The 26,994-nt window shown below is 66.3% G+C and carries 23 protein-coding genes; 14 read left to right on the top strand and 9 right to left on the bottom strand.

Annotation, left to right across the window (positions count from 1 at the left end; translation table 11 throughout):
* Positions 1-134 precede the first annotated feature (134 nt).
* The 10 genes from FAS41_RS07635 (at position 135) to FAS41_RS07590 (ending at position 16,633) form a co-directional block, all read left to right on the top strand.
* Positions 135-914, top strand: coding sequence for an efflux RND transporter periplasmic adaptor subunit (locus FAS41_RS07635; protein ID WP_138521000.1), 780 nt, complete (start codon positions 135-137; stop codon positions 912-914).
* The gene (locus FAS41_RS07630; RefSeq protein ID WP_138520999.1) at positions 911-2,230 is read left to right on the top strand and encodes an efflux RND transporter periplasmic adaptor subunit; all 1,320 of its coding nucleotides are present in this window, start codon (positions 911-913) and stop codon (positions 2,228-2,230) included. Before FAS41_RS07635 ends, FAS41_RS07630 begins: the two co-directional genes overlap by 4 nt.
* Positions 2,231-4,324 (top strand): site-2 protease family protein, encoded by a 2,094-nt coding sequence (locus FAS41_RS07625; protein WP_171049458.1) that lies wholly within the window; start codon positions 2,231-2,233, stop codon positions 4,322-4,324.
* Entirely contained in the window at positions 4,314-5,123 is an 810-nt protein-coding gene (locus FAS41_RS07620) for an aspartyl/asparaginyl beta-hydroxylase domain-containing protein (RefSeq protein WP_138520998.1), read from the top strand. Before FAS41_RS07625 ends, FAS41_RS07620 begins: the two co-directional genes overlap by 11 nt.
* A complete protein-coding gene (locus FAS41_RS07615) occupies positions 5,123-6,076 on the top strand; it encodes a sulfotransferase family protein (protein WP_341785692.1) in 954 nt (317 codons plus the stop codon). Before FAS41_RS07620 ends, FAS41_RS07615 begins: the two co-directional genes overlap by 1 nt.
* 191 nt (positions 6,077-6,267) lie before the next feature.
* The gene (locus FAS41_RS07610; protein ID WP_138520997.1) at positions 6,268-6,783 is read left to right on the top strand and encodes a GNAT family N-acetyltransferase; all 516 of its coding nucleotides are present in this window, start codon (positions 6,268-6,270) and stop codon (positions 6,781-6,783) included.
* 11 nt (positions 6,784-6,794) lie between these two features.
* Positions 6,795-7,103 (top strand): DUF6916 family protein, encoded by a 309-nt coding sequence (locus tag FAS41_RS07605; RefSeq protein ID WP_138520996.1) that lies wholly within the window; start codon positions 6,795-6,797, stop codon positions 7,101-7,103.
* Between the two features lie 67 nt (positions 7,104-7,170).
* The gene (locus tag FAS41_RS07600; protein WP_246084832.1) at positions 7,171-7,779 is read left to right on the top strand and encodes a phage tail protein; all 609 of its coding nucleotides are present in this window, start codon (positions 7,171-7,173) and stop codon (positions 7,777-7,779) included.
* An 80-nt stretch (positions 7,780-7,859) separates the two neighbouring features.
* The gene (locus tag FAS41_RS07595) at positions 7,860-15,083 is read left to right on the top strand and encodes a DUF4347 domain-containing protein (protein WP_138520995.1); all 7,224 of its coding nucleotides are present in this window, start codon (positions 7,860-7,862) and stop codon (positions 15,081-15,083) included.
* Between the two features lie 62 nt (positions 15,084-15,145).
* Complete coding sequence (locus FAS41_RS07590) at positions 15,146-16,633, top strand: TolC family protein (RefSeq protein WP_138520994.1); 1,488 nt, start codon at positions 15,146-15,148, stop codon at positions 16,631-16,633.
* Between the two features lie 90 nt (positions 16,634-16,723).
* On the opposite strand, the gene FAS41_RS07585 is transcribed toward FAS41_RS07590, so the two are convergent.
* Entirely contained in the window at positions 16,724-17,698 is a 975-nt protein-coding gene (locus tag FAS41_RS07585; RefSeq protein WP_138520993.1) for a DMT family transporter, read from the bottom strand.
* A 105-nt stretch (positions 17,699-17,803) separates the two neighbouring features.
* Between FAS41_RS07585 and FAS41_RS07580 the strand changes: the two genes are divergently transcribed.
* Positions 17,804-18,703 (top strand): LysR family transcriptional regulator, encoded by a 900-nt coding sequence (locus tag FAS41_RS07580; protein ID WP_138520992.1) that lies wholly within the window; start codon positions 17,804-17,806, stop codon positions 18,701-18,703.
* A 63-nt stretch (positions 18,704-18,766) separates the two neighbouring features.
* On the opposite strand, the gene FAS41_RS07575 is transcribed toward FAS41_RS07580, so the two are convergent.
* The 7 genes from FAS41_RS07575 to FAS41_RS07545 all read right to left on the bottom strand — a co-directional run bounded on the left by FAS41_RS07575 (position 18,767) and on the right by FAS41_RS07545 (position 23,518).
* Complete coding sequence (locus FAS41_RS07575; protein WP_138520991.1) at positions 18,767-19,243, bottom strand: hypothetical protein; 477 nt, start codon at positions 19,241-19,243, stop codon at positions 18,767-18,769.
* Positions 19,244-19,354: 111 nt separating this feature from the next.
* Positions 19,355-19,873, bottom strand: a complete 519-nt coding sequence (locus FAS41_RS07570) for a hypothetical protein (RefSeq protein WP_138520990.1) — start codon at positions 19,871-19,873, stop codon at positions 19,355-19,357.
* A 93-nt stretch (positions 19,874-19,966) separates the two neighbouring features.
* Positions 19,967-20,266, bottom strand: a complete 300-nt coding sequence (locus tag FAS41_RS07565; RefSeq protein ID WP_138520989.1) for a hypothetical protein — start codon at positions 20,264-20,266, stop codon at positions 19,967-19,969.
* A 34-nt stretch (positions 20,267-20,300) separates the two neighbouring features.
* The gene (locus FAS41_RS07560) at positions 20,301-20,696 is read right to left on the bottom strand and encodes a hypothetical protein (protein ID WP_138520988.1); all 396 of its coding nucleotides are present in this window, start codon (positions 20,694-20,696) and stop codon (positions 20,301-20,303) included.
* Positions 20,693-21,280 (bottom strand): hypothetical protein, encoded by a 588-nt coding sequence (locus FAS41_RS07555; RefSeq protein WP_138520987.1) that lies wholly within the window; start codon positions 21,278-21,280, stop codon positions 20,693-20,695. The genes FAS41_RS07560 and FAS41_RS07555 overlap by 4 nt, the downstream gene beginning before the upstream one ends.
* A gap of 256 nt (positions 21,281-21,536) precedes the next feature.
* Positions 21,537-22,445 (bottom strand): alpha/beta fold hydrolase, encoded by a 909-nt coding sequence (locus FAS41_RS07550; protein ID WP_138520986.1) that lies wholly within the window; start codon positions 22,443-22,445, stop codon positions 21,537-21,539.
* Between the two features lie 212 nt (positions 22,446-22,657).
* Positions 22,658-23,518, bottom strand: coding sequence for an SDR family NAD(P)-dependent oxidoreductase (locus tag FAS41_RS07545; RefSeq protein WP_138520985.1), 861 nt, complete (start codon positions 23,516-23,518; stop codon positions 22,658-22,660).
* 340 nt (positions 23,519-23,858) lie between these two features.
* On the opposite strand from FAS41_RS07545, the gene FAS41_RS07540 reads away from it, so the two are divergent.
* The 3 genes from FAS41_RS07540 (at position 23,859) to FAS41_RS31305 (ending at position 26,140) form a co-directional block, all read left to right on the top strand.
* A complete protein-coding gene (locus FAS41_RS07540) occupies positions 23,859-24,881 on the top strand; it encodes a GlxA family transcriptional regulator (RefSeq protein ID WP_246084831.1) in 1,023 nt (340 codons plus the stop codon).
* Positions 24,882-24,990: 109 nt separating this feature from the next.
* Positions 24,991-25,914, top strand: a complete 924-nt coding sequence (locus FAS41_RS07535) for a 2-hydroxyacid dehydrogenase (protein ID WP_138520984.1) — start codon at positions 24,991-24,993, stop codon at positions 25,912-25,914.
* A 100-nt stretch (positions 25,915-26,014) separates the two neighbouring features.
* Positions 26,015-26,140, top strand: coding sequence for a hypothetical protein (locus tag FAS41_RS31305; protein WP_280055876.1), 126 nt, complete (start codon positions 26,015-26,017; stop codon positions 26,138-26,140).
* 3 nt (positions 26,141-26,143) lie between these two features.
* Here the strand turns inward: FAS41_RS31305 and FAS41_RS07530 are convergent, their stop codons facing one another.
* Positions 26,144-26,986, bottom strand: coding sequence for a LysR family transcriptional regulator (locus FAS41_RS07530; protein ID WP_138520983.1), 843 nt, complete (start codon positions 26,984-26,986; stop codon positions 26,144-26,146).
* Positions 26,987-26,994 lie beyond the last annotated feature (8 nt).

Below are 26,994 nucleotides of genomic sequence, written 5' to 3'. Positions count from 1 at the left end.
GAGCGTCTGCGACTCGCCGCTGGTTTCTCGCCGGTGCAGCCTGGCCGTCAAGCGTACGGAGGATTTCTGCTGCGGCCAATATCCGGCGCTTGCGGAGTGCCGTAGACTCCCGCGATCTTCCGGGGGAGACCGCTATGCATAAAGGGATTTGGCTGGGTTTGGGTTTGTCGTTGTGTGTGTCGGGGGCCGCCCAGGCGGTGGAGCCTGGCCAGGACGACTTGCTGTTGTCGAGCCCGCCTGCATCCAGTGGTGCCGGCGATGTCCGCGGCATTCTGCGGGCGCGCGACCAGGCGATGCTGTCCAGTGAGTTGGCCGGGCGCATTGTGGAAATGCCATTCGCCGAAGGGCAATCCTTCCGCAAGGGCGATGTGCTGGTGCGTTTCGACTGTGCCGCCTACCAGGCTCAACTGAACGCCGCACAAGCCGCCACTCGGGCGGCCAACGAGCAACTGGGGCACAACCGCCAGCTGGCCGCGCTCAATTCCGTGGGGCGCTTCGAGGTCGCACTGGCCGAGGCCAAGCTTTCCGAGGCCCAGGCCCAGGCGCAGGTCTACCAGGTGCAGGTGCGCCGTTGTGCGCTGACCGCGCCCTACGATGGCGAGATCGTGCAGCGCAAGGCGCAACCCTTCGAGAGCGTTTCTGGTGGCGCGCCATTGCTGGAAATCGTTGACAACCGCAGCCTGGAAATCCGCCTGCTGGTGCCTTCGCGCTGGGTGTCCCGGCTGAAGGTGGGGCAGTCCTTCACCTTCGTGCCCGATGAAACCGGCCAGCCGCTGCAGGTGGAAGTCAAACGCCTGGGCGCACGGATCGACGAGGGCAGCCAGATGCTGCCGCTGATCGCTTCGCTGCCGGTCGACGCCAAGGGCCTGCTGGCAGGCATGAGTGGCACCGCGCGCTTCGCGGAGACGCCATGAACGCGCCGCAGGTCGGTCTGGCCGAGCGGGTTTTTGCGCAATTTCTTGCACTCGAACGCCAGGCTCGCGCGGCGCAGACGGTCGAGCAGTTGGCCTATCACCTGGTCAACGATGGCCAGGCGCTGTTCGGCTATCGTCATGCCGCGCTGCTGATCGCCGGCAAGGTGCAGGCACTCACGGGGATCAGTGTCGTCGAGCCCAACGCACCCTTCGTGGCGTTTGTCGAGCAGGCCTGCGCTCAGTTGCAGAAGCAGCAAGCCCTGGCCAAGCCCCAGCGGGTGGATTTCCAGACCCTGGGGGCGCAGCAGCAGGCCGACTGGCAGGCGCTGTCCGTTGGCGAAGTGTTCTGGCTGCCGCTGGCGGACCGTCAGGGTGCGCCGTTCGGCGGCCTCTGGCTGGCGCGCGAACAGCCCTGGAACGACGCCGAACTGGCCTTGCTGGTGCAACTGGGCGATGCCTATGCCCACGCCTGGCAGGCCCTGCAGCCGCGCAAGCCCTGGCGCCTGCGCTGGCCACGGCGGCGTCTGCTGGCCATCGGTGCCGCGCTGCTGGTGCTGTTGCTGCTGCCGGTGCGCCAGTCGGTGCTGGCGCCCGCCGAGGTGGTTCCCCTGGATGGCCAGGTGATCTCCGCGCCGCTGGACGGCGTGATCCAGCAGGTGCTGGTCAAGCCCAACCAGACGGTCAAGGCCGGCGAGCTGCTGGTGCGTTTCGACGCCACCACGCTGCAGGCCCAGGCCGACGTGGCCGAACGTTCCCTGGGCGTGGCCGAGGCTGAACTCAAGGCCAATTCCCAGCGCGCTTTCTCCGACGCCGAATCAGGCGCCAAGGTCGACCTGCTGGCCGCGCGGGTGGAGCAGAAACGCGCCGAGCGCGACTATGCCCGCGACCTGCTGGCCCGCGCTGAAGTGCGGGCGCCGCGCGATGGCATCGCCGTCTTCGCCGATGCCGAACGCTGGACCGGCAAACCCGTGCAGACCGGCGAGCGCCTGATGGAGCTGGCCGATCCCCGCCAGGCCGAGCTGCGCATCGACCTGGCGGTGGCCAATGCCATTCGCCTGGCGCCGGAGGCGGAGGTGCAGTTGTTCCTCGACAGCGATCCGCTCAATCGCCACGCCGCTCGCCTGGCACGTAGCGCCTATGAGGCCCAGCCGGTCGCCGGCGGGCAGCTGGCCTACCGCCTGGATGCGCGTTTCGACACGGCGCCGCCCAGGATCGGCCTGCGTGGCACTGCCAAGCTCTACGGCGAACGGGCGCCGATCCTGCTTTATGTGCTGCGCCGCCCCCTGGCCGCGCTGCGCCAGACGGTGGGTTTCTAAATGGTGCTGCCGGCGCTGCGCGCCGATCTGCAGCTGTCACCGGGCGCGCCGGCGCTGGATGGTTCTCCGCAATGGACGCTGGCCGATCCCTTGCGCGGGCGCTACTTCAAGCTCGGCGTGGCGGCGATGCGCCTGCTGCGCCACTGGGCGCTGGGTGAGCCGCAGCGCGTGCTGCAGGCGGCCAATGCCGAGGGCGGGGCGCGGCTGGGCGAGGAGGAGTTGCAGCAACTGCTGATGTTCCTCCGCCAGCAGGACCTGATCAGCCCGGCCGACGGCGAGCAGCGCGGCAGCTACCGGCAGAAGGCCGCGCTGCAGCGCCATGGGCTGTGGAAGTCCCTGCTGCACCAGTACCTGTTCTTCCGGATTCCGTTGTGGCGGCCGGATGCCTTCCTCAATCGCGCCTGGCCCTGGCTGGCCCGCCATGGCCGGCTGCTGCTGCGAGTCGGCCTGCCCTTGACCCTCGGCCTGGGCCTGCTGCTGGTGGCGCGGGACTGGGACCGCTTCCTGGCGACCTTTCCGCACCTGTTCAGCTTCGGCGGTGCGCTGGCCTTTGGCGTCGCGCTGCTGTTCGCCAAGCTGTGCCACGAGTTCGGTCACGCCTTCATGGCCAAGCGCGCCGGATGTCGGGTGCAGAGCATGGGCGTGGCCTTCATGGTGATGCTGCCGCTGTTCTACACCGACGTCAGCGATGCCTGGCGCGTCAATGACCGACGTTCGCGCCTGCTGATCGGCGCCGGGGGCGTACTGGCGGAACTGACGCTGGCCTGCGTGGCGCTGCTGGCCTGGTCGCTGCTGCCGGACGGCCCGTTGCGCACCTCGGCCTTCATGCTGGCCAGCGCGACCTGGGTCACCACCTTGCTGGTCAACCTCAACCCCTTCATGCGCTTCGACGGTTACTTCCTGCTCAGCGACCTGCTGGGCGTCGAGAACCTCCAGGGGCGCGCCTTCGCCCTGTGCCGCTGGCGCCTGCGCGAGGCGTTGTTCGGCTACGGCGACCCGATGCCCGAGCCCTGGCCCGACGGGATGCGCCGGCGTCTGCTGCTGTGGGGTTATGGCTCCTGGCTGTGGCGTGCGGCGCTGTTCCTGGGGATCGCACTGACGGTCTACCACCTGTTCTTCAAGGTCCTGGGCATCTTCCTGATGCTGGTGGAACTGGTGTGGTTCATCGGCCTGCCGATCTGGCGGGAATGGCGCGAGTGGTGGCAGCGCCGTGACCAGGCGCAGCCCGCGCGGCTGGCGCTGATCGGCGCCGGTCTTGCGCTGGTCCTGTTGGTACTGCTGGTGCCCTGGCGCGGCAGTGTGGAAATCCCCGCCGTGCTGGAAGCCACCCGCGCCTCGGCGCTTCACGCTCCGGTCGCGGCGCGGCTCAAGCGAGTGGCGGTGAGCGACGGACAGAGTGTCGCCGCCGGAGACCTGCTGCTGGAACTGGAGTCGCCGGACCTCGACGCGCGGCTGCGCATCACCCGTCGGGAAATCGATATCACGCAATTGCAGCTGCGGCGCCAGGCCGGTCGCAGCGAGACCGCCGCCGACATCGGCGTGCTGGAGCAGCGCCTGGCCGAAGCCGTGGCCGAGTACCGTGGCTTGGCCGCGCAACGCGAACGCCTGGACATCCGCGCGCCCCACGCCGGGGTCGTGCGCGACCTGCTGCCGGAACTGGTTCCCGGCCTCTGGTTGTCCCCGCGCCAGGCACTGGCCCGGGTAGTAGAACCGGGCGTGCGGCTGCGCGGCTATGTCGCCGAACAGGCGGTATGGCGCGTCGAACCCGGTGCCCAGGGGCGCTTCGTCGCCGACGATCCGGCGCGCCCGGCACTCCCGGTGCGCCTGGAGTCGGTGGATGCCACCGGCACTTCGCACCTGGACCTGGAGGCCCTGGCCTCTGATCGCCAGGGCGCCATTGCCGTGCAGCGTGACAGCGAGGGCCGGGCTCTGCCGGTGCAGGGCCAATATGCCGTGCGCTTGAGTGCCGACCAGCCCATGGAGCTGGTACAGCCGGTGCGCGGCGAGGTGGTGCTGGCGGCGCGCGGCGAGTCGCCGCTCAGCACCATCTGGCGACGGCTGGCGGCCCTGGGAGTGCGCGAAAGTGGTTTCTGAGTCCCGTCTGCCGGCCTGTGCACGCCTGCCGCTGCGCTTTGCGACCCCGGCCCTCGAGGCCGCCGTGGCGGCGCTGCCGGCCGGTGCCTGGGTTACGCATTTCAATACCGCCTACCATACCGGCGGCTGGAGCGGCGTCAGCCTGCTGGCCCCGCAAGAAGCACCCCATGCGTTGTCGGCGGGGCAGGGCAGTGACACGCGGCCGCCCAGCGCGACGCGCTGGCATGGCCTGCTCTGGCAGGAGTTGCTGCAGTCCATCGATATGCCTATCCGTTGCGCACGGTTGTTGCGCCTGGAGGCGGGCAGCCGCATCCGTGAGCACTGCGATCCCGATCTCGGCGATCCCGAGGGCGACGTGCGCCTGCATGTGCCGATCCTCAGCGGGCCGGGCGTCGAGTTCCTGCTCGAAGGGCAGGTGGTGCCGATGGCGCCAGGGGAGTGCTGGTTCCTTGACCTGGCGCGGCCGCACCGGGTGGAAAATGTCGGCGAACAGGCGCGGGTACACCTGGTGATCGATGCCCGTCGCAATGACTGGTTGCGTCGCCAGATCGCCACAGGGCTGGCGGACACTCCAGCGTCGCGGCCGGCCAGGTCAACCCTGGCCTTTGCCGAGTTCCGTCGCCAGGTGGCGAGCCGCGCGGACCTCGCCGCAGCGCTGCGTGACCTGCAGGATCCCCGCGACTTCTGTGAGCGCGCCGTCACCCTTGGCGCAGGCCTGGGGCTGTGTTTCCAGGATGATGATGTCCGCGCGGCCATGCGCCGGGGAAGGCAGGCGTGGCTGGATCAACGGAGCTACTGATGGACGTCATGGAAGAGCGCGATGACTGGCGCGGCTGGCTGCCGATCCGGGTGTTCGCCGACGGCGACGACTGGCGCGTCGACTGGTGCTGGTTCGGCGATACGCCGTTGGGCGAGCCGTTCTTCAGTGACAGCGTGCGGCGCGCCCTGCGCCTGCCGTTCAACCAGGCGATGCGTCGGGACAGCTCGCTGGGTGCCTTGAGCCAATGGCGCGAGGCGAGCCCTGGTGTGGCGCCCGGCCTGTTCATCCACCATGCCTCGCGCTGCGGCTCGACCCTGCTGGCGCAGTTGCTCGCCAGCGATGTGCGCAACATCGTCCTGTCCGAGGCGCCGGCGCTGGATACGCTGCTGCGCGAGGAACTGCCGGCTTCGGTCCGTAGCGAAGGCTTGCGCGGCCTGCTCAACGCTTATGGCCAGCGCCTCCGAGGGGTCGAGCAGGCCCTGGTGGTTAAACTCGATGCCTGGAATGTGCACCAGGCTTCCCGCCTTCACCGGTTGTATCCCGCCACGCCGAGCCTCTTCGTCTACCGCGATCCGCTGGAAATCCTCGTCTCGCACCTGCGCCAGCCCGGCATGCATATGGTGCCGGGGCTGTTGGGAGCGTCAACGCCTGAACCGCCCGGGTCGCTGGCCGGGATGGACAGGATGGCGCAACGGATTGGGGAGATACTACAAGGCGGCTTGAGCCTCTGTCGGGAGTGGGGAGCTCTGCCGGTGAACTACAGCGAATTGCCTGGCGCGGCCTGGCAGCGGCTGGCGCCCCTCTTGCGGGTGGACGAGGCCGACCGACCTCGCCTGCAGGCGGTGGCCGGGACGGATGCCAAGCAGCCGGGTATGCCCTTCAGTCCCGACGGCGAGCGCAAGCGTGCGGAGGCGGACGAGACGGCGCGAGCGGCGGTGGAGCGTTGGGCGAGGGAGCCCTACGAAACCCTGGAAGCCTTGCGCCTGGCGTGAGGTGGAGACGGGCATGCGTACGGAATGCGTTTTCAAGAAGAAACCTGCAAAAAGAGCGACAGTTGGCGCTGAAATCCGGTGGCGAATTGCCTTCAGTATCAGGTAGTCTTGCCGGAAATTGCGTGCGCGATTCAATAACAAAAGGGTGTAGGTAGCTTCCCCAGCTGCCGTATGAAAGGACTCACAGCACCATGACTTCACTCGCGTTGAGGTTCCGTCCCGCCGTGGACGCCGATCTGGCGTTCCTGCGCGCCCTTTATGCGAGCACCCGTTCCGCCGAGCTGGCCCAGGTAGCCTGGGAACCGGCCGCCATCGATGCTTTTCTCACCCAGCAGTTCAACGCCCAGCATCACTACTACCAGGCGCAGTTTCCCGACGCCGAGTATCTGCTGATCGAGGCGGACGCCCAGTCCGTCGGCCGCGTCTACCTCCACTGGGGCGCCACCCACCTGCAGATCATCGACCTTGTCCTGCTGCCCAGCCATTGCGGCCTGGGGATCGGCACCCGTGTGCTCGGCCAGTTGCTCGAACGCGCCGATGCCCAGGGCCTGAGCGTTGGTCTGCACGTGGAGAACTACAACCCGGCCCAGCGCCTGTACGCCCGCCTGGGTTTCGCCGTGGTCGGCGAAAACGGCGTCTATCTCAAGCTGCGCCGGCTGCCCGGCGCTTTGCCGCAGGCCATCGCGCCTGCTGCAGCCCTGTCGTGAAGGAAATTCCCATGTACCCGATGCCCACCCAGCAAGGCCTGCAGCAGGCGCAAGGTTCGCGCTTCCAGCTGTGGATCGCCCCGGACCAGGCCCTGGATGTCGAGCTGATCGAGGTACTCGTCGGCAACCCGATGAGCGCCGAGTACGAGAGCTTCAGCGCGGCTTTCGCCTTGCCCGAGCAGTGGGACCTGCCCCAGGCGCTGTACCGCTTGTCTGCGCCGGGCGAGGAGGGCTGGCTGCTGCTGTTGACCCCGGTGCAGCCCAGCGCTGACCGCCGTGCGGTGCTCCAGGCGGTCTTCCATTCTCGCAAGGCAGCGTAGCGACCCATTCCGGCGGCTGCGAGCCTGGCCGTCATATCCAGCGATTGGCATCAAGGAGAGGCAATACGTGGAACCCTTTATCGGTGAGATCAAGATGTTCGGTGGCAACTTCGCGCCGCGCGGCTACGCATTCTGCCAGGGGCAACTCATGGCGATCGCGCAGAACACCGCGCTGTTCTCCCTGCTGGGCACGACCTACGGCGGCGATGGCCAGACTACGTTCGGCCTGCCCGACCTGCGCGGCCGCAGCCCCGTCGGCCAAGGGCAAGGCCCCGGTACCGGGCTGGTCGTTCTGGGCCAGGTCGGGGGTGTCGAGAGCACCACGCTGACTCTCAACCAGATGCCGCAGCATACGCACACCGTGACCTTCAGCTCGCCGCTGACCGCCACCGGCCAGGCCGCGATCCCGGCCGCTTCGGCTAGCACCACGACCCAGGCAGCCCCGGGTGCGACCACCGTACTCGGCCCGATCGCCGCCAGCGGGCGGCCGGGCACGCTGTACTCCACCACGGCGGCGGATACCACCTTGCAGCCGTTCAGCATCACCTGCAGCGGCAGCGTACCGAACGGGACTGCCAGCATTGCCGGCGGAAGCCAGCCTTTCTCGCTGCGCAACCCCTACCTGGGCGTCAATTTCATCATCGCGCTGGAAGGGGTCTTCCCGTCGCGCAACTGATCGCTCGTTTTCGACCGTAACAGCAGCAAACAGCGGAGCGGGGCATCCCCGCTCCCGACCAAGAGCAGTGGAGGTGGGTCATGTGGTGGAACAAGGCGAAGCGTGCAGTAGCGGTCAAGGCAGCGGCAAAGCCGGCCCTGGCGATGGCGCTGGAACCGCGCATGCTGTTCGACGGCGCCGTGGCCGCCACCGTGGCCGAGGCGGCTGACGCCAAGCCGACCGCCGACACCGCCGCGAAGGACACCCAGGCCCACCCGGCGCAGGACAACAGCGCCCACGAGGGCAGCCAGGACGCACTTTCCGCCGTGCCCGCCGGCACCTCGGATCACCGCCAGGAAGTGGTGTTCGTCGACGCTCACGTGAAGAACTACCAGCAGTTGATCACTGGGTTGAAGCCAGGTACCGAGGTGGTGGTGTTGCAGAGCGGCAAGGACGGTCTGCAGCAGATCGCCGACTACCTGCAAGGGCGCAGCGACGTGGGCAGCATCCACATTCTCAGCCATGGGGACGTTGGCAAGATCGAGTTGGGCGGAGAGTGGCTCGATGCGTCTTCTTTGGCTTCTCACCGAGATGCGCTGACCCGAATCGGGCAGGCGCTGGGCGAGCAGGGCGATATCCTGCTCTACGGTTGCAGTATCGGCGCCCAAGGGGCTGGCCGCGACTTCATTCAGTCGCTGGCTAGCGCGACCGGCGCTGATGTTGCTGCTTCCGATGACATGACCGGCGCCGCAAGTCAGGGTGGTGACTGGGTGCTGGAGCAACACGTCGGGGGCATAGAGGCTTCGGCTCTGGCGTTGAGCGACTACGACGCGTTGCTGGCCGCCCCTTCCAGCGAAAACTTCGATGGAGTTGTCACCGATAACGGCGGGCGCAGCTTCGGCACGCCGGGGCAGTCACGGATCATCAACAACTGGACCTTCACCCTGCTCAATGCCCAGGGTACCCAGGATACCGGCCAGGACAGCTACGTCGACGTGACCCAAATGGTCGAGGACTCCAGTCTCGCCAATGGCTCCAACGACCATGCTGTCTTTCTCAACGGCACCTACCAGGGCGGTAGCACTGGTACCCAGGCAGCCGCAGTGTTCAAGGCCACTTCGGGCGAGGAGTTCGCGCTCACCTCCCTGATGGTCGAGCGCGGTCTGTCCGACTCCGGCGCCTATCGTCTGGTGGGCTACCGCGACGGTGTTGCGGTTTCCGGTGCCACGCAGAATTTCACCGCTGGCGATTACGGCACGGGCGGTACGCTGGTGACGGTTTCGGGTACAGCATGGCAGTTCATCGATGAAGTGCGCATCGTCCGTCAGGACGGCGCGGCTGATGTGTCGGTCTATCTGGATGACATTACGGTGGGTGTGGCTGTGCCGCCTAATGTGGCGCCTACGGTGAACAACCTCAACGGCGACTCCGTCACCTTCGTCGAGAAGGCGGGTGCCGTGCTGCTCGATGCTGGCGGCAATGCCCAGGTGACCGATGCCGACTCGGCCGACTTCGCCGGGGGTACGGTGGTCGCTTCCATCACGACCAACCGCGTGGCGGGCGAGGATTTGCTGTCCATCCGCAACCAGGGGGCGGGGGCAGGGCTGATTGGTGTCAGTGGCAGCAATGTGACTTATGGCGGCATCGTCATTGGCACCTTCAGCGGCGGCAGCGGTACCACTGACCTGACTATCACGCTCAATTCGGCAGCCAATCCGGCAGCCGTGTCCGCGTTGTTGGCGAACCTCACCTACAGCAACAGTAGTAGCAATCCCAGCCTGCAAGCCCGGACCATCACCATCGGCGTGAACGATGGTGACAGCAGCAGTGTTACCAACAGCCAGGTGACCGTCGCCATATCCGCGGTCAACGATGCGCCGACGCTGAGCCCCGCCAACAACACGACCAGCTACACCGAGGGCGGCAGCGCCGCCGTACTGGTGGGTGGCCTGGTGGTGGCCGATGCCGACAGCACGACCTTCCAGGGTGCCACGGTCAGCATCAGCGATTTTCGTGCGGGTGACATGCTGTCAGTGGTTGCGTCCGGTGGCTTCTCGGGCAGTTACAACGCAGGCACCGGCGTGCTGCAGATCAGCGGCAGCGGCTCGCTGGCCTCGCTGCAGGCCGTGCTGCGTTCGGTGACCTATTCGTCTTCTTCGGACGACCCCACCGTCGGCGGCACCGACATGACCCGCCAGGTCAACTTCACCGTGATCGACGCCGAGGGCGCCACTTCCAACATGGCCACCGCGCAGGTCATGGTGACCGCCGTGAACGACGCTCCGACATTGTCCGGCGGACCCTACGCATGGGCCGGCACCAGCGAAGACGCCACCTCGAGTGCAGTCACCGTGTCCACCCTGCTGGGCGGCATGACCTACACCGACGCCGATGGCCCGAACAGCGGCATTGCCATCATCGCCAGCACCGGTAGTGGCGACTGGCAGTATTCCACTGATGGCGCGACCTGGACCCAGTTTGGCAGTGTCAGCGCCACCAGCGCCCTCACGCTGTCGGCGACTACCCAGTTGCGCTATGTGCCCAACGGGCAGAATGGTGAGACGGCGACGCTGTCGTTCCGGGGCTGGGACGGGAGTTCCGGCACTGCCTCCACCAATAGTGTGCGCCACCTGAGCGATACCAGCACCAACGGCGGCAGTACCGCGTTCTCCAGCGGAACGGGCCAGGCGGCGATCATCGTCAGCAGCGAAAACGATGCGCCCGTACTGACGCCGACGGCGCCCACGCTCACCGGGCTGACCGATTCCGACGTCAACAACGTCGGCCAGGCCGTCTCCAGCTTCCTCGGCGGCGTCAGCGACGTCGACAACGGGGCGCTGACGGGCATTGCCATCACCGGCCTGGACGCCGGTAACGGCACCTGGCAATTCAGCGTGAATGGCGGCGCCAGCTGGCAGAACGTCGGAGCGGTTTCCTTCAATTCGGCGCTGCTGCTGCGCAGCAGCGACCGCGTGCGCTTCGTGCCGGACGGCATCAATGGCACCAGCGCAAGCATCACCTACAGGGCCTGGGACCAGACTGACATCACAGCCGGCCTGCAAGGCACCAAGGCCAATGCATCCGGCGCCGGCGGCGGCTCGCCGTACTCCATCGGCAGCGACACTGCCTCGATCACCGTCACAGCGGTCAACGATGCGCCGCTGGTCACCACCAGCGGTGGCAGCGCCGCGTTCGTCGAAGGCGATGGCGTCGCTTCGACTCCGGTGGTGATCGACAGCGGACTCACGGTGATCGACACCGACTCGCCTTTGCTGCAGAGCGCCAGGGTGCAGATCGACGGCAATTTCCGCAGTGTCGAGGATACGCTCGCTTTCACCAGCAATCCGGCCACCATGGGCGACATTGTCGGCAGCTACGACAGCACCACCGGCACCATGTTCCTGACTTCCGCCGCCGGAGCCACCGCCGCGCAATGGCAGGCGGCACTGCGTAGCGTCACCTATTCCAACAGCTCGGATACCCCGGTCACCAGCACTCGCACCGTCACCTTCGTGGTCAACGACGGCGCCGCCGACAGCAGTGCGGCCACTCGCACGGTGACCGTCACGGCGACCAACGACGCGCCTGTGGTCACGGTGCCGGGCGGGCTGACGGTGGTCGAGGATACGCCCACCGCCATTACCGGGATCAGCTTCTCGGACGTGGACGCAGGGTCCGGCAGCGTCACCGTTACGCTCTCGGTCGGCAGCGGCAGCCTGAGCGCGACCTCCGGTATCGGCGTCACCATCGGCGGCACTTCCAGCGCAATGACGCTGACCGGCGCGATCGATAACATCAACCTCTTCATTGCCAGCGCCCGGGTCACCTTCCTGACTGCCGCCAACGCCACGGCCGACGTCACCCTGACCGCCAGCATCAACGACAACGGCAACTCCGGCGGCGCAGCACGCAACGCCAGTGACACGCTGCTGCTCAGCGTGACGGCGGTGAACGATGCACCGAACATCAGCGCGCCGGGCAGCATCGCCGTGACCGAGGATGTCTCGCAGGCGCTGACCGGCATCAGCTTCAGCGATATCGACGCCGGCTCCGGCACTGTCAACGTGGAGTTCAGCGTGCCGCCCGGTGCCGGTTCCCTCAGCGCCCTCAGTGCCTCCGGGGTCACCGTGTCGGGCTCGGGCAGCGGCACCCTTGGCCTGTCCGGGACGCTTGCCGATATCAATGCCTTCGTTGCCAGCGGCATGGTGCGCTACACCACTGCCGCCAACGCGACTAGCAACGTGGTGCTGTCGCTGCGGATCGATGATGGCGGGCAGAGCGGTAGCGGAGGCAACCAGACCGCCAGCACGACCGTCACCCTGTCCGTCAGCGCCGTCAACGATGCACCGGTGAACCAGGTGCCGGGCAACCAGAGCGTGCTTCAGGACGGCACGCTGGTGTTCGGTGTCGGCAACAGCAATGCGATATCCATCAGCGATGTGGACGCCGGTGGCGGCGCCCTGCAGGTAACCCTGACCGTGACCAACGGGCTGCTGAGCCTGGGCAGTTTCTCGGGGCTGAGCTTCCTGGTTGGCAGCGGCGCCGGCGATGCCACCATGACCTTCGTGGGTAACCAGGCTGACATCAACAGCGCGCTGGCGGGCATGACGTTCAGCCCTACCTCCGGCTATTACGGTGCGGCCTCGCTGCAGATCACCACCAATGACCAGGGGCTCAGCGGTTCCGGCGGTGCCAGGACCGATACCGATTTCATCAGCATCGACGTTCGCCAGCCCAACCCGACCATTGTCGGCGTCAACAGTGCCACCCCCGATGGCGGCTACAAGGTCGGAGACAGCGTCAGCATTATCGTCACCTTCGATCAGGCGGTGGTCGTCAGTGGCGGGACGCCGACCCTGCTGCTGGAAACCGGGCTCATCGACCGTAATGCGGTCTACGTAAGCGGCAGCGGCACCTCCACGCTGGTCTTCTCCTATGTGGTGCAGGCCGGGGACCGGAGCGCCGACCTCGACTATGTCAGCAGCAGCGCGCTGTCGCTCAACGGCTCCTCGATCAGCGCTGCCAGCCTGGGCCTCCAGGCCGTCCTCACGCTGCCGGCGGCGGGAGCCGCGAACAGCCTGGGCGCCAATGCCGCGCTGGTGATCGATGGCGTGGCACCGGTGATCAACTCTGTCAGCGTGCCGGCCAACGGCACCTACGTGGCGGGGCAGAACCTCGACTTCACCGTCAACTTCAGTGAAGGCGTTTTCGTCGATACCACCGGCGGCATCCCGCGTATCGCTGTGACCCTCGACAACGGCGGCACCGTGTTTGCCCAGTACCTCAGTGGCAGTGGCAGCAACGCCCTGGTGTTCCGCCTGGTGGTCGCCAGCGGTCATTCGGATGCCGACGGCATCCTCCTCGGTTCGTCCATCCAGGCCAATGGCAGCACCCTGCGTGACGCCGTCGGCAACAACATCAACGCCACCCTCAATAACGTGAGCGTCACCTCCGGGGTGCGGGTCGATGCCCTGGCGCCCACGGTGAGCAGTGTCAGCGTCCCGGCCGGCGTCCCCTACAACGCCGGGGACACCCTGACCTTCGTGGTCAATACCAGCGAAGCGGTACTGGTCAACGGCGTGCCGCAACTCGCCCTGGATATCGGCGGCACCACGGTGTTCGCCGATTTCGTCGCCGGCTCCGGAAGCTCCACGCTGGTCTTCCAGTACACCGTGAGGGCAGGGGATAACGATGCCGACGGCATCCGCGTGGGTGGCCTCTCGACCAATGGCGCGACCCTGCGCGATGCAGCCGGCAATGCCCTGGAGCTGGGGCTCAACAACGTCGGCGGCACCAGTGGCGTGATCGTCGACACCCTGGCGCCGACGCCCAGCGCCATCGTCAGCCTCGACCCGTCGCCCTCCAACGCCGGCAGCGTGCGTTACACCGTGACCTTCAGCGAAGGCGTGAGCGGGGTGGACCTGAGCGACTTCGCCCTGGTCAGCACCGGCACGGCGTCGGGCAGCCTGAGCGACCTGCAGCAGATCGACGCACACACCTATCAGGTCACCGTCAGCGGTATCTCCGGGACCGGCACGCTGGGCCTTGATCTCAACGGCAGCGCGACCGGCATCGTCGATGCCGCGGGCAATCCCATTGCCGGCGGGCTGACCGGCGCTGTCTACGCCATCGACCGCGATGCGCCCACCGTCACCGCCGTCAGCGTGCCGCCGGGCGGCCTGCACAGCGTCGGCGACACCCTGGAATTCGTGGTGCAGACCAGCGAGGCCGTGGTGGTTGACGGCACGCCGCGACTGGCCATCGACATGGGCGGGCGCACCGTCTACGCCGATTATGCCGGCGGCTCGGGCAGCACCAGCCTGGTGTTCCGCTATACCGTCCAGGCCGGCGACAACGACGCCGACGGCATCCAGGTCAGCGGCCTTTCCGCCAGCGGCGGTTCGCTGCGGGACGCCACCGGCAATGCGCTGATCCCGTCGCTGAACGGGGTCGGTGACAGCCGTGGCGTACTGGTGGACACGCGCGCACCCACGGCTACCGGCGTGGTGCGGCTGGACCCGTCGCCGACCGGCGCCGACACGCTGAACTTCCTGGTGACCTTCGATGAAGATGTCAGCGGCGTGGATGCCGGCGATTTCTCGCTGGTAACCAGCAATTCCGCCAGCGGCAGCATCGTCTCGGTGGTGCAGCTCGACGCGCGGATCTACCGCGTGACCGTCGGCGGCGTGAGCGGGCAGGGGAGTCTGGGGCTTTCGGTTAATCCGGGCGACATCCGTGACGCGGCCGGGAATGCGCTGAGCAACGGCCTGCGCGGCGACAGTTATGTGATCGGCTCGCTGTCCGATGGCGACCCGCAGTTCCGCATCACCGACCCGAGCGTGCCGCCGGCTCCGTCTCAGGTCGCCATTCAGCCCAACGTACCGGTGGTCGTGCTACCGCAGAACAGCTCGCCGGTGATTCCGCCGTCGCTGTTCCAACCCGAAGGCGTGGGCGGCCTGCCGCCCCTGGGGAATATCTTCATCCAGAACGGCGCGCCGTCGCAGAGCTTCATCGCCCAGGTGTTCGGCGATTCGGCCTTCGGTGACGGCAGTGGCCGCGGCTTCCTCGGCTTCGGCGGCGGTGATGGTGGGGTGTTCGGCAGCAGCACGCTGTCGAGCGTTTTCAGCCGTGACGGCTCCGATCAGAGCCAGCCGTTGAAAGCCTTCGACCGCCGCGGCGGCGATATCGACCAGGGCATCCGCGGCGTCTTCGGCGCGCCCAGCATGGCCCAGCAACTGCAACAGATCCACGAATCCGAACAACAACCGCTGCGTGAGCTGGCCTGGGCGCTGGGGCAGGTTGCCCAGGGCCGCGACGCATCCTGACCATTACTTTGCCAAGCAGAACAAGCACAAGAACGAAGCCGTAACGAGGGGGACGGCCAGGGATGAAAAAACACACGACTTTGTTAGGGGTCAGCCTGTTGGCGCTAGCCGTATCGGGCTGCGCCGTGACCACGCAACCGATCGACCGCAGCGTCAGCGAGCAACGCGCCCGTGATGACCTGCAGGCGATGTTCAAGGACCAGGAGCCGCTCAGCGGCCCGCTCACCCTGCACGACGCCATGGCCCGTGCGGTGAAGTACAACCTCGAATCACGCCTGAAGGTGATGGAGGAAGCGCTGTCGCGCCGTCAGCTCGACCTCGCGACCTTCGACATGCTGCCGCGCATGGCGCTGGAAGCCGGCTACGTGGGGCGTAACAACCGCAGCGCCTCCAGCAGCCAGAGCGTGTTGACCAACACCCAGTCCCTGGAACCCTCCACCTCGCAGGACCGTGACCGCGACGTCGCTGACCTGACCATGGTGTGGAACGTGCTCGACTTCGGCGTCAGCTATGTCAGCGCCAAGCAGCAGGCCGACCAGCGCCTGATCGTCCAGGAGCGTCGGCGCAAGGTGGTGCAGACCATCATCCAGGACGTACGCTCGGCCTACTGGCGAGCCGTGGCCGCGCAGCGCCTGCTCGATCGCATCGACAGTCTGATGGCCCGCGTCGACAGCGCGCGCAAGGACAGTCAGCAGATGAGCCAGCAGCGCATCGGCGACCCGGTCCAGGCGCTGGGTTACCAGCGCGCACTGATCGAAGCCAGCCGCCAGCTGGAAGAGCAGCGCCGCGCGTTGTCCCTGGCCAAGACCGAACTGGCCACCCTGATCAACCTGCCGCTGGGTACCGAGCTGACCCTCGCGGCGCCGGAGGGCTACGACGTACCGGACCTCAAGGTGGGGATCGAACAGCTGGAGCAGCAGGCACTGGCCAGCCGCCCCGAACTGCGCGAACAGGACTACCAGGCGCGCATCAGCGCCGCAGAAACCCGCAAGGCCATGCTGCGCCTGCTGCCGGGCCTGGAGTTCTCCGCCGGCGGGCATTACGACTCCAACAGCTTCCTGGTCAACAATCGTTGGGCCGACTATGGCGTCAAGGTCACCTGGAACCTGTTCAACGTGTTGTCTGCTCCGGCGGCCATCGACGTCGCGAAGGCTGGCGAAAACGTCAACGTCGCGCGTCGCCAGGCCATGTCGATGGCGATCCTGGCTCAGCTCTACGTGGCTAACGCCAACTACAACGAGGCACGCCGCCAGTTCGTCACCACCCAGGAACTGGCCAGCCTGGACAACCAGATCGTCGGCCAGCTGCGCAACCGTCGTCAGGCGCAGGGGATCGGCGACCTGGAATTGATCCAGGGCGAGCTCAATGCGTTGCAGGCCGATCTGCGCCGCGACCTGGCCTATGCAGAACTGCGCAACAGCTACGGCCAGGTGTTCGCCTCGGCCGGTGTCGACCCGCTGCCCAGCAACGCCCCCGATACCAAGCTGGCCACGCTGGCCAACGGTCTAGCTGAGAAAGAGCGTCAGCTCGACAGCGGCAACGTGCAGTAGTCGCTCCCGACGTGCCAGTGCTGAGACGCTACTGGCACGTCGAGTGCGTTTCGTCCGCGGTGAGCTGACGGGGCATCTGAGCACATGTGCTCAGCCGGTGGCCTTGCAATCCCCGGCTTGCTGCTTCGGCGCAGCCTGCGCCGCAGCCGCCTTGGCCCCGGACAACCGCGATACCCCGAACAGCACCAGTGCCAGTCCGGCAATCTGGTACACCGTGATTGCCTCGCCCAGCAGGGCCCAGGAAGCGAACACGGTCAGTACCGGGCCCAGGTTGCCAAACGCGGCCGCGTGGGTGGCGCCCATGCGCTGGATCGCCAGGGCCATCCAGTAGATCGGCAGCACAGTGGAGATCAGCGCCATCAGCGAGCCGTGGACCCACACAGCGCCGGGCAAGGTTGCCAGTTGCTGCACATTGCCGCTTACCGCGTAGTGGATCAGCACCATCACTGACGACGCACCGCCGGCCAGTCCCGCCAGTCGCATCGAGCCCACGCGCCGCACCACGGCGGCCGTGCCCATGTAGTAGAGGGCATAGGTCACGGCGCTGGCGAAGACCCAGAGGGCGCCCAGCAGGATCTGCCCATCGGCGCCTTCCACGCGGATGTCGTGCACCAGCGCGATGCCCAGGCCCAGGTAGCACAAGCCCATGGCCGCCAGCGTGCGGGAGTCGGGACGTTCGCGGTTCACGGCCATCTGCAGGAGCAGCACCAGGGTCGGGTAGGTGAACAGGATCAGCCGTTCCAGCCCGGCGCTGATGTACTGCAGGCCATAGAAGTCGAACAGGCTGGACAGGTAATAGCCGAACAACCCGAGCAGCAGGATGCGCAAGCCATCGGCCAGCGTCAGGCGGGCCTGCTCCGGGCTCCGGCTCAGCCAGATCAGCCAGAGGAACAGCGGCAGCGCCAGGCCCATGCGGATCGCCAGCACCGTCACCGCATCCACCGGCGCGGTAGCGTAGGAGAGCTTCACGAAGACAGCCTTGAGGCTGAAGCCAGTGGCGGACAGCACGGCGAAGAATACGCCGTTGCGCAGGCTGCGCTGGTACAGAGAGGTCAGGCTATTCATGGCGGCACAGGTGCAAGGCAGGAGAAAGGCTTTATTCTAGATAGAAGGCCTCGTCGCTAGAATCGCAACTTGGCGAACATGGCTTTCGTATTTGGAGAACGCTTCATGCATTTCGATCTTGCCGATCTGCGTCTGATCGCGGCCATCGCCAGCACCGGCAGCCTGAGCAAGGCGGCGGCGTCGGTGCCTGTGGCGGTCTCGGCGGCGAGCAACCGCCTGCGTCTGTTCGAGGAACGCTGCGGGCTCTCCCTGTTTGCCCGGCACAGCGACGGCATGACGCTCACGCCGACCGGCCGCCTGGTGCTGGAGGCCGGCCAGCGTGTACTGAAGGAGGCCCGGCAACTCAGGGACACCTTGCAGGAACTGAGCGGAGAGCGACGCATCACCCTGCGCCTGGCGGCGTCCACGGTGGCCAACAGCACCTTCCTGCCCACTGCGCTAGGGCCGTTCCTGGCGGATTACCCGGAAGTGGACCTGCAACTGACCGAGCAGAACAGCAAGGATGTGCTGCGTGCCGTGCAGGAAGGGCAGATCGACATTGGCGTCTACGACGGTAACCTGCCCACTGCTGGCTTGCTGTCGCTGCCGTTTCGTAACGATAAGCTGGTGCTGCTGGTCCCGCAGGACCATCCGTTGGCCAGCCAGCACCTGCCGAGCCTGCGCGATGCGCTGAGTTTTCCCTTCGTCTGCCTGCCGGCCGAACGCGCCATGCAGCGCTTTGTCGAGGCCATGGCAGTGCGCAATGCCATGCCGCTCAAGGTGCGGGTGCGTGCGCCGAGCTTCGATGCCATTGCCCAGCTGGTCGCCCAACGGGTGGGCGTAGCCATGCTCCCGGAGGCGGCCGCCACACGTATGGCGCAGGAACTGCCGGCTGTGGTGGTGGCGCTCGCCGACGCCTGGGCCACTCGTGAGCTGCGCATCTGCGTCGCTGACTGGGATGCGCTGTCGTCCCATGCACGGCAGCTGGTGACCTACCTGATGAACGAAGGGGCCGCCGCTCGCTGAAGCGGGATGGGGCGGCGTGAGGAACGGCCAGCCTTGGCAGCGCCGAAAGCTGGCCGGATGGCTTCACGCGGAGGTGTTCACCGAGGTGCCGCTGGTGCTGCTGCCCGACTCGGTCAGGGCTTCGGAGTAGGCGGCGGTAGCCGCCGCCACCGCTGCTGAAGCGGACGAAACTCGCGCCTGCGCGGCTTGTGCGGCGATCTGCTGGGCCTGCTGCTCTTCCTCGGTCTGGCCGCCGCCCTGGCTGGCCTTGGCCAGTTCCTGCTCGGCTTCTTCCAGCTCCTTCTGCGCCTGTTCCATGGCCTGCTTGAGCTTGTCCAGGGTGGTGTCTGAACTGCTGTCGGAGCTGCCGCTCGCGCCAGCAGCACCGCCACCCGCTGCTCCGTTCGCGGACTGCGCCGACGAGCTGGCAGTGGCCTGAGAGGTGCCAGTGGCATCGCTGGTGGTGCTGTCTTCGCTGCTCACGGAGGCGGTGGAGGTGGCCGAAGTCGAGGCGGTGGTATAGCGAACGTTGGTGGCGCTGACGGCGCTGATGGTAGTCATGGACAGGCTTCCGTTGAGGATGGGTATCCGCAATGGCGGCTGCCGGGGAGAGAAATTTAGAGCGGCTTGTTATCGACTTGGTATCGGGCCTGGTACTTCAGGTGCTCGGTCTCAGTTCTGCTCCACCAGCCGGGGCGTCTGCGAACCCTCCAGGGCCAGGTGGATCACGCCGGCGCGGCTGGGGAAGTTCGGCGAATCGTCATCGGTGTTCTCCATCACCGGGATGTCGATCAGGGTGCGCCTGCCCGACGGATCAGCAACCAGCCGGGCGTCCAGCTTCTCGATCGAGCGCCAGCCACCGCCGCCGATCTGCATCGCATCGAGCAGGCTGTAATGCTCCTGGCCTTCTTCGTTCGGCGTGGAGGAAAACACGGCCAGGTACTGGCTGTAGTTGTTGCCCATGTCGAAGCCTTCGATGGTGAACACCGCCAGGGTGATCTCGCTGTTCTGGCCAGTCTTCAAAGTCTGCACACGGGTGGCTTCGGGGTAGCCGGTGGCGAAGCTGTCCTTGTACAGCTCCACCAGGCGGCTGACCTGTTCCTCCAGGGGCTTGGGAACGGTCGGCTGGTCGGCGGCGTGGGCGAGGGTGCAGGCAAACAGCAGGCTGGCGGCCAGCAGGGGCAGTTTCATGGAAGGTCGTCCTTGACGGTATTGAGCGAGCGGCCCGGCCAGCACACTGGATGCTGACCGTCGCAGTGATCAGTGCCCTTGGGCGGGAATCGCTCAGTTCTTTGGCACCCAGTCCCCGACCTGCGAGCAGGAGTAGGTATTGGAGTAGTCGTAGTAGCGCTGCAGCGGCGCGCCGCTTTCGTAGGTCCCGCACTGGTAGACCGACGTGCCTTTCTGCAGGATCAGAAAGTGGATCTGGGTGACTCGTCCTGGCGCCACGTAGGCGGCCTTCACTTCATAGCCGCTGCGCAGCAGCTCCGTCACCTTGACCTCTTCGGCGGAGGCCTGCGAACTGATGGCCGCGAGGCCGAGTAACGGAAATACGGCTTTTGCCAGGTAGCCCATGTTTGCCATGGTTTCGTCTCCTCCTTGATGAGGAAGCCTGTGCTCAGGCTTCCGGCTTCAGCGAGATGCCGCCGCAATTGCCGCGGGTCAGCAGGTAGTCCACCTGCCGGGCGCGGTTGATGGCCACGCGGATTTCGCAGCTGGCCGAGTGCACCACATCGCCCCAGTATTCGGTATGCACCAGCTGGCCGTTCTGCGGGCCGGTGTAGGTGCCGAGCGCTTCACGCGAGACATAGGAAGTGTCGCGGCGGTAGATCAGCACGACCCAGTCATTCTCCGGCGCCAGACCGATATCGCTGGGTGCCCCGAAGTGGTCGATGGCGTCGCCAGCCGGACGGCCCTTCCAGTAACTGCGCGCCTGCGCCTCGGGCAGGGTGGGAATGGCGGAGCAGCCGCCGAGCAGGATGGCGATCATCCCCAGTGCCAGTAGTCCTTTCATTGCACGCCCTCCTTGGCCGGTGCGTTCTTGACGGGCATCTGCTCGAAGCCCTTGTCGACCATCTGCAGGATCAGGTTCTTGGCGTGCTCGCGGTTCTGCAGTTGGAACAGGCCAGGGGCGGCCGAGACCAGCTGCGTCATCGGCATCTTGCCCAGCGGGTACATCTTCTGCTCGACGTGCGCGTTCGGCTTGCAGAGGAAGTCGCGGCTCTGGGCGATCCAGGCCTCGGGCTTCTTCTGCCACTCCTTGGAAACCTTCTTCGGACGGATATCGTTGTAGAACTTGTCGTAGTTCTGTGCGCCGTTGAGGCGCACGCGGTTCTTCGCGCAGTCGACCTCGACGTCATAAGCGGTGAAGGTCGGTTTGGCGCCTTCCTCGTAGAACTGATAGACGCCCAGCGAGCGCACGCCGTTCTTGCGATCGTAGATGTTGGCGGGGTCGCCATCGACGACGAAGATTTCGTTCTTGTAGAGGCTGCCCTGTTGGTGAATCAGCCAGAAATCGCCAGAGGGACCTTCCGCTTGCGCGGCGAGCGGGCTGCAAAGCAGCAGGGCAGGCAGCCAGGGCCTGAGGGGCTTGAGCATGACGGACATTCCTTTGCCGTTGTGATCGCCGGAGCGCAGCGCCCCCCGGCGAAAGAAGGGTAGGAATCTAGTGGCGCAGGTTTTGACGGTCAACCGAAGTGTAGGAATTCTGTGACAGACGGCAGTGAAGTTTTCGTGTTGAAACGACCCTGAGATGACGGCTCCCGATTGAGGAAGCGACCTTCGCGCCCCTGTACAGACCACGGCGAAAGCCGCACTTCAAGGCGGCCAACACCGGTTGCTTGAAGGGCCGGCGTCAAGGCGAAATGAAGGTTCGAATGGCCTGGATCGTCTGCGCCGGCGCCTCTTCCATCAGCCAGTGACCCGCACCGGGCACCACCACTTCGGTGACGTTGTCGGCGGCATTGCGCATGACGATGGCTTCATTGGCGCCGAAAGACTTTTCCCCCCCGACGGCAAGCACCGGCATCGTCAGCCGTGTCTTGTTCGACACCTCGTTGTCCAGTGCATCCTGGCGAATGCTGCGGAACTGCGAGAAGGCCGCGTGCATCGCGCCGGGGCGCGCATAGAGTTTGGCGTAATGCTGCCGGGTAGCCTCGTCGACCTTGTGCGGGTCGCCGGCGAACTCGTTCCAGAATCGATCCAGGTAGATGCGTTCGCGTCCGGACACCAGCCGCTCCATGTCGGCGCCGCCGAAGTCGAAGTGCCAGAGCATCGGCGAGCGGACGATGTCATTCCACGGCGGGATGCCGGGCACCGGAGCGTCCATCACCACCAGTCGCTCGGTCTGCTGCGGATAACGCGCCGCATAGGCGTAAGCCACCATGGTGCCGATGTCATGCCCGATCACGACGGAATGCTCGATGCCCAGCGAAGCCAGCACCGCGCGGACGTCGCCTGCCTGGGTCTTCTTGTCGTAACCGCTGGCGGGAATCGATGACAGGCCCATGCCGCGCAGGTCCGGCACCACGACGGTGTGGTCCTTGGCCAGGTCCTTGGCCAGCGGCGCCCACATGTCGCCGGTATCGCCGAAGCCATGCAGAAGCACCACCGCCGGCCCACTGCCGCCGACGCGCACGTGGATCGTCGTGCCGTCTACGGCAATGTTCTGGGTCCGGAAGGAGGAGGGGAAAGCCACGACGCCGGCCTGGGCCGGAATACTCAGGATCACCAGCAGGGATGCAGTCAGCAGGGAGCGGATCATGGTGAACTCTCCAGGGGTCGACTGGAGGAGCGTAGCCCGGTTTGCTATGACCACACGGGGCTGTTTCTGACCTTTGCCTGCCGGACCTGGTACTGCTGCTGGAAAGGGGTGCGCTGCGTCTCGTCGCATGGCGGGGCGTTCAGCGCTTGCCGGACGCCACTGAAGAAAAAGCCCCGGTGCAAACCTGGGCTTTTTCATTCCGGCACCGAGTCTCAGCTGTCGAGTCGCTGCACGGCTCCCGGATCGACATCGGCATGGCCGTTGAGGGTTCGCTCCTGGGCCAGACGTGCGCCTTCGGCGGCGGTGAGGGTGAACAGTCGCTCCGGATCGACGCTGCGCAGGTGCAAGGCGATCTTTTCGGTTCCCTCGGCCACTTCGATACTGCGCACGCCAGCTGCCAGCCCCTCGACGATGCGCCGGGCAGCTTCCTCGGCGGGCATGCCGTTATCGATATTGACGTCGGAGCGGCCGCGACGGGTGCCGTCGCCGCCCAATGCGTTGACCGCTACACCGGTGCGCACCGAGCCGGGCAGGATTACGCTGACACCAATGCCATGGGCCTGTTCCACCTCGGCGCGCAAGGCTTCGAAGTAGCCGATCACGGCATGCTTGGCCCCGCAGTAGCCGGTACGCAACGGAGCGCCGACCTTGCCGGCTACCGAGCTGACCACCGCCAGCTGGCCTTTACCCCGAGCGACCAGGCGCGGCAGCAGCAGTTGGGTCAGGGCCACTGGCGCGAGGTAGTCGACCTCCATCAGCTCACGGTAGACCTCGAAGCGAGTATCCAGGGCCAGGCTGCGCTGGCTCACACCGGCGTTGTTGATCAGGCAGTCGACATGCCCCTGCCAGGCCCAGGCCTGCTCCACCACGCTTGGCAGCGCGGCGTAGTCGGTACTTTCGAAGGGCAGTACCAGGGCGCGCTGCGGCGCCTGCTCGGCGACGGCTTGCAGCGCGGCTTCACGCCGGCCGGAAAGAATGACACGCGCGCCCTGTTGCAGAAGCAGGCGGGCCAGGGCCTCGCCAATACCGGAGGAAGCCCCGGTGATCCAGACCACTTGGTGATTGAAATCCATGTGCCACTCCTTCTGTTGAGTCGCTGCAGTCTAGTGTGCGCCGTGTCACTCGCCCCATGGCCGCGCCGGCCAAAGCGCTGACCCTGCAGCCAGGCAGCGGCGCAGGATGGAATTGGCAGGACAGGCTTTGGCGAAGTCCTGCAACCGGAGTGCGAAGCGTGGCGCGGAGGATTGAGCTGTTGCAAGCGAGGCACCGGCACAAGGAAGACATGGTCGGGCGTGGGAGCGCTTGTATAATCCCGATGCACAAGAGGCAGGGTCGGCTCCGAACCGGGTTATCGCGCAGTTGCTTGCCCGAGCCGCAGCGCCAGCCAATAAATATTCCCAGAGGCAGGCAGCGGTGGAAAGAAGGCAATTCAGTGAGTCCATGCAGGGGCAGAACCTGCGCTTTGTCGATGACCGCAGAGGCGAGCCGCAACGCCAGCGCAAAGTGGGTTTCGTACTGCTGGAGAACTTCTCGCTGCCGGCCTTCACCCAGGCGCTGGACACCCTGGTCACCGCCAACCTGATCCGCGAAGGCGCCTTCGTCACACGGACTTTCAGTCTTGACGGCGAGTCCGTTACCAGTGACCTGGGGTTGGTCATCTGCCCGGCGGCGGCGCTGGAAGGCAAGCACCTGGACATGGACCTGCTGGTGGTCTGCGGTGGCCTGCGCACGCCGCTCAAGGATCTGCCGGGCCTCAGCCGCCTGCTGCAGCTTGCCGACGAACGCGGCATCGCCCTGGCCGGCCTGTGGAACGGCGCCTGGTTCCTCGGCAGGGCCGGGCTGCTGGACGGCCGCAAGTGCGCGATACACCCGGAGAATCGCGCTGCACTGGCAGAGGTTGCGCAGCACAGCGTGGTAACTGCCGAGAGCTACATCCTCGACCGCAATCGCCTCACCGCCGGCAGCCCGACCGGTGCCTTCAACCTGGTGCTGGAGTGGATTCACAACCTGCACGGCCGCGAACTGGTGGAGGGCATTGTCGACATCCTTGCCTTCGAGGAGTCGCGCTACCGCCGCACCCGCCCGGCGCTGCACGAGAAGATGACCCAGCCGCTGCGCGATGTGCTCAACCTGATGAGCGCGAACATCGAGGAACCGCTGAGCACGGACCAGCTCTCCGAGTGCGTGGGGCGCTCCAAGCGTCAGCTGGAGAGGCTGTTCCAGGAACAACTGGGCACTTCGCCGGTGCGCTATTACCTGGAGCTGCGCATCACCGAGAGCCGACGCCTGCTGCAGCATTCCGACCTGTCGCTGGTGGAGGTGGCGCTGGCTTGCGGTTTCGTGTCGCCCAGCCATTTCAGCAAGTGCTACACCTCGTTCTTCGGCCACTCACCATCGAAGGAAGTACGCTTCGGCTGCGTCCGCTCGGCCAAGTGAGCGGGGCGGGTCGGTCTGCGGGCCCGCAGTACTTCGCCAGTGGTATGCCTCGCGCTGGCCGGCTGGTTAACTGGCCGGACGTGCAGAGAACAAGAGTGAGGAACAGGACGTGATCTTTCTTTACAACGCCGAGCCCGAACATGCCGATACGTGGCGAGCCCTGCTGGCCGCCCAGGTGCCGGACCTGGAATTCGTCGAAGGCTTCGAGGCGGTCGACCCGGCGCGGGTCACCTACCTGCTGACCTGGAAGGCCGTCGCCGATATCGAGCGCTACACGAGCCTGCGCGTCTTGTTCGCGGCGGGCGCCGGAGTGGATCAGTTCGACCTCTCCAGAATCCCCGAGTCGGTCGCGCTGGTGCGGATGGTCGATGACTCCCTGGCGGACATCATGGCCGAGTTCGTGGTGATGTCCGCGCTGGCGCTGCACCGCGAGATGCCGGCTTACCGTGTGGCCCAGGCCAGTCAGGTCTGGGAGTCGCTGAGCATCCTTCCGGCATCGTCCAGCCGTGTCGGCGTGATGGGCCTTGGCCAACTGGGCCAGGCCTGTCTGGCCCAGCTGCGCCACCTGAAGTTCCAGCTGCTGGGCTGGAACCGCTCGGAGCGGAACATCGACGGGGTGAAGACCTACACCGGTCCCGACGAACTCGGGAGCTTCCTGTCCCAGTGCGACATCCTGGTCAACCTGCTACCGCTGACCGACAGTACGCGCGGCATCCTCAACCGCGAAACCCTGACGCAATTGCCCAAGGGCGCCGGGCTGATCAATGTCGGCCGGGGCGAGCACGTGGTGGAAGCCGATCTGGTCGCGGCACTGGACGCGGGGCAGGTCAGCGCGGCAATCCTTGACGTCTTCCAGCAGGAGCCATTGCCGGAGGGGCATCCGCTGTGGTCGCATCCACGCGTCTGGGTTACCCCGCACATCGCCAGCACCATGCAGGTGGAAGGCGGTGCGGCGGTGGTGGCGAAGAATATCCTGCGCGACCTCGCAGGCGACGAGCTGCTGCATACCGTGGATCGTCAGGCGGGCTACTGAAGCGTTTCGCTTATTACTGAAATAGCCGGCGCGCGCTGTTTGTCCCGAACGGCACTTTCGATACTGGCGGCTCCCAATTGCCGCCCAGGAAGTGCTGTTCATGGACCGCGAACCGATCGAACCCCGCGATTTCGCTTTCACCCACTTTGCCGCCGTCGCCCTGTGCGGTTCGCTGATCGTCGCGTTGGCGTTGTTCCTGGCGCGCGTGGGTGTGCTCCTGCACTGAGGCTCAAGCGGCGATGGCCTGGCTCAATGTGTCGATCAGGGCGCGGGTCTGGGCGTCGCGATGAGCACTGTAGAGCACCACGTCGCGGGGCGGTAGCTCCGGCAAGCCGAAGCGCTCCCGTACATCCAGGCAGCCTGCCGGTGCCATGCGTTCGACCATGGCGCCGATGCCGATACCGGCAGACACCGCCGCGCCGATGGCGAGGATCCCCGAGCCGACGAAGGCCTCGCTCCAGCGGCGACTCTGCGTCTGCAGCGCGGTTTCAACCATGCTGCGCATACCGCAGGGCGCCGGCTGGATCGCCAGGGGCAGCATCGCACCTTCTTCCAGCTCGAAGGACTCGGCGGCCATCCAGCCGAAGCGTTCGCTGCCGATCACCTCGCCATCCTGGCGGCGGTTGTCGTGGCGAAGGATCAGCGCGATATCCAGTGCGCCTTCCTCGTAGCTCTCCAGCATCTGCCGCGAGGTGCCGAGGCTGAAGGCCACGATTACTTCCGGATCGGCCAGCGCCAGACGTCGCAGCCAATGGCTCAGGTCCGCGCCGAGGATGTGGTGGCTCACGCCGATACGCAGGGTGCGGCGCGGTGAATCGAAGCAGCGCAGCGTCTCGTCGTAGCTCGCCAGCAGGCGGCGCGCGCTGGGGAGGAATACCGAGCCGTGGGCCGACAGGGTGACGCGGCGCGGCGTGCGTTCCAGCAGCGGGCGGCCGAGGGATTCTTCCAGGCGCTTGATCTTCAGGCTGATGGCTGCCTGGGTGGCACCGGTGACTTCGGCAGCGCGGGTGAAACTCTTCAGGTCGGCGACCAGCAGGAAGGCGCGGATGGCTTCTATATCGGGGTTTTTCATGGCAGCGA

The sequence above is a fragment of the Pseudomonas nicosulfuronedens genome (assembly GCF_005877905.1).
Lineage (GTDB): Bacteria > Pseudomonadota > Gammaproteobacteria > Pseudomonadales > Pseudomonadaceae > Pseudomonas > Pseudomonas nicosulfuronedens.
The sequence above is the reverse complement of the archived record's forward strand: the minus strand, read 5'-3'. Positions and strand labels throughout refer to the sequence as shown.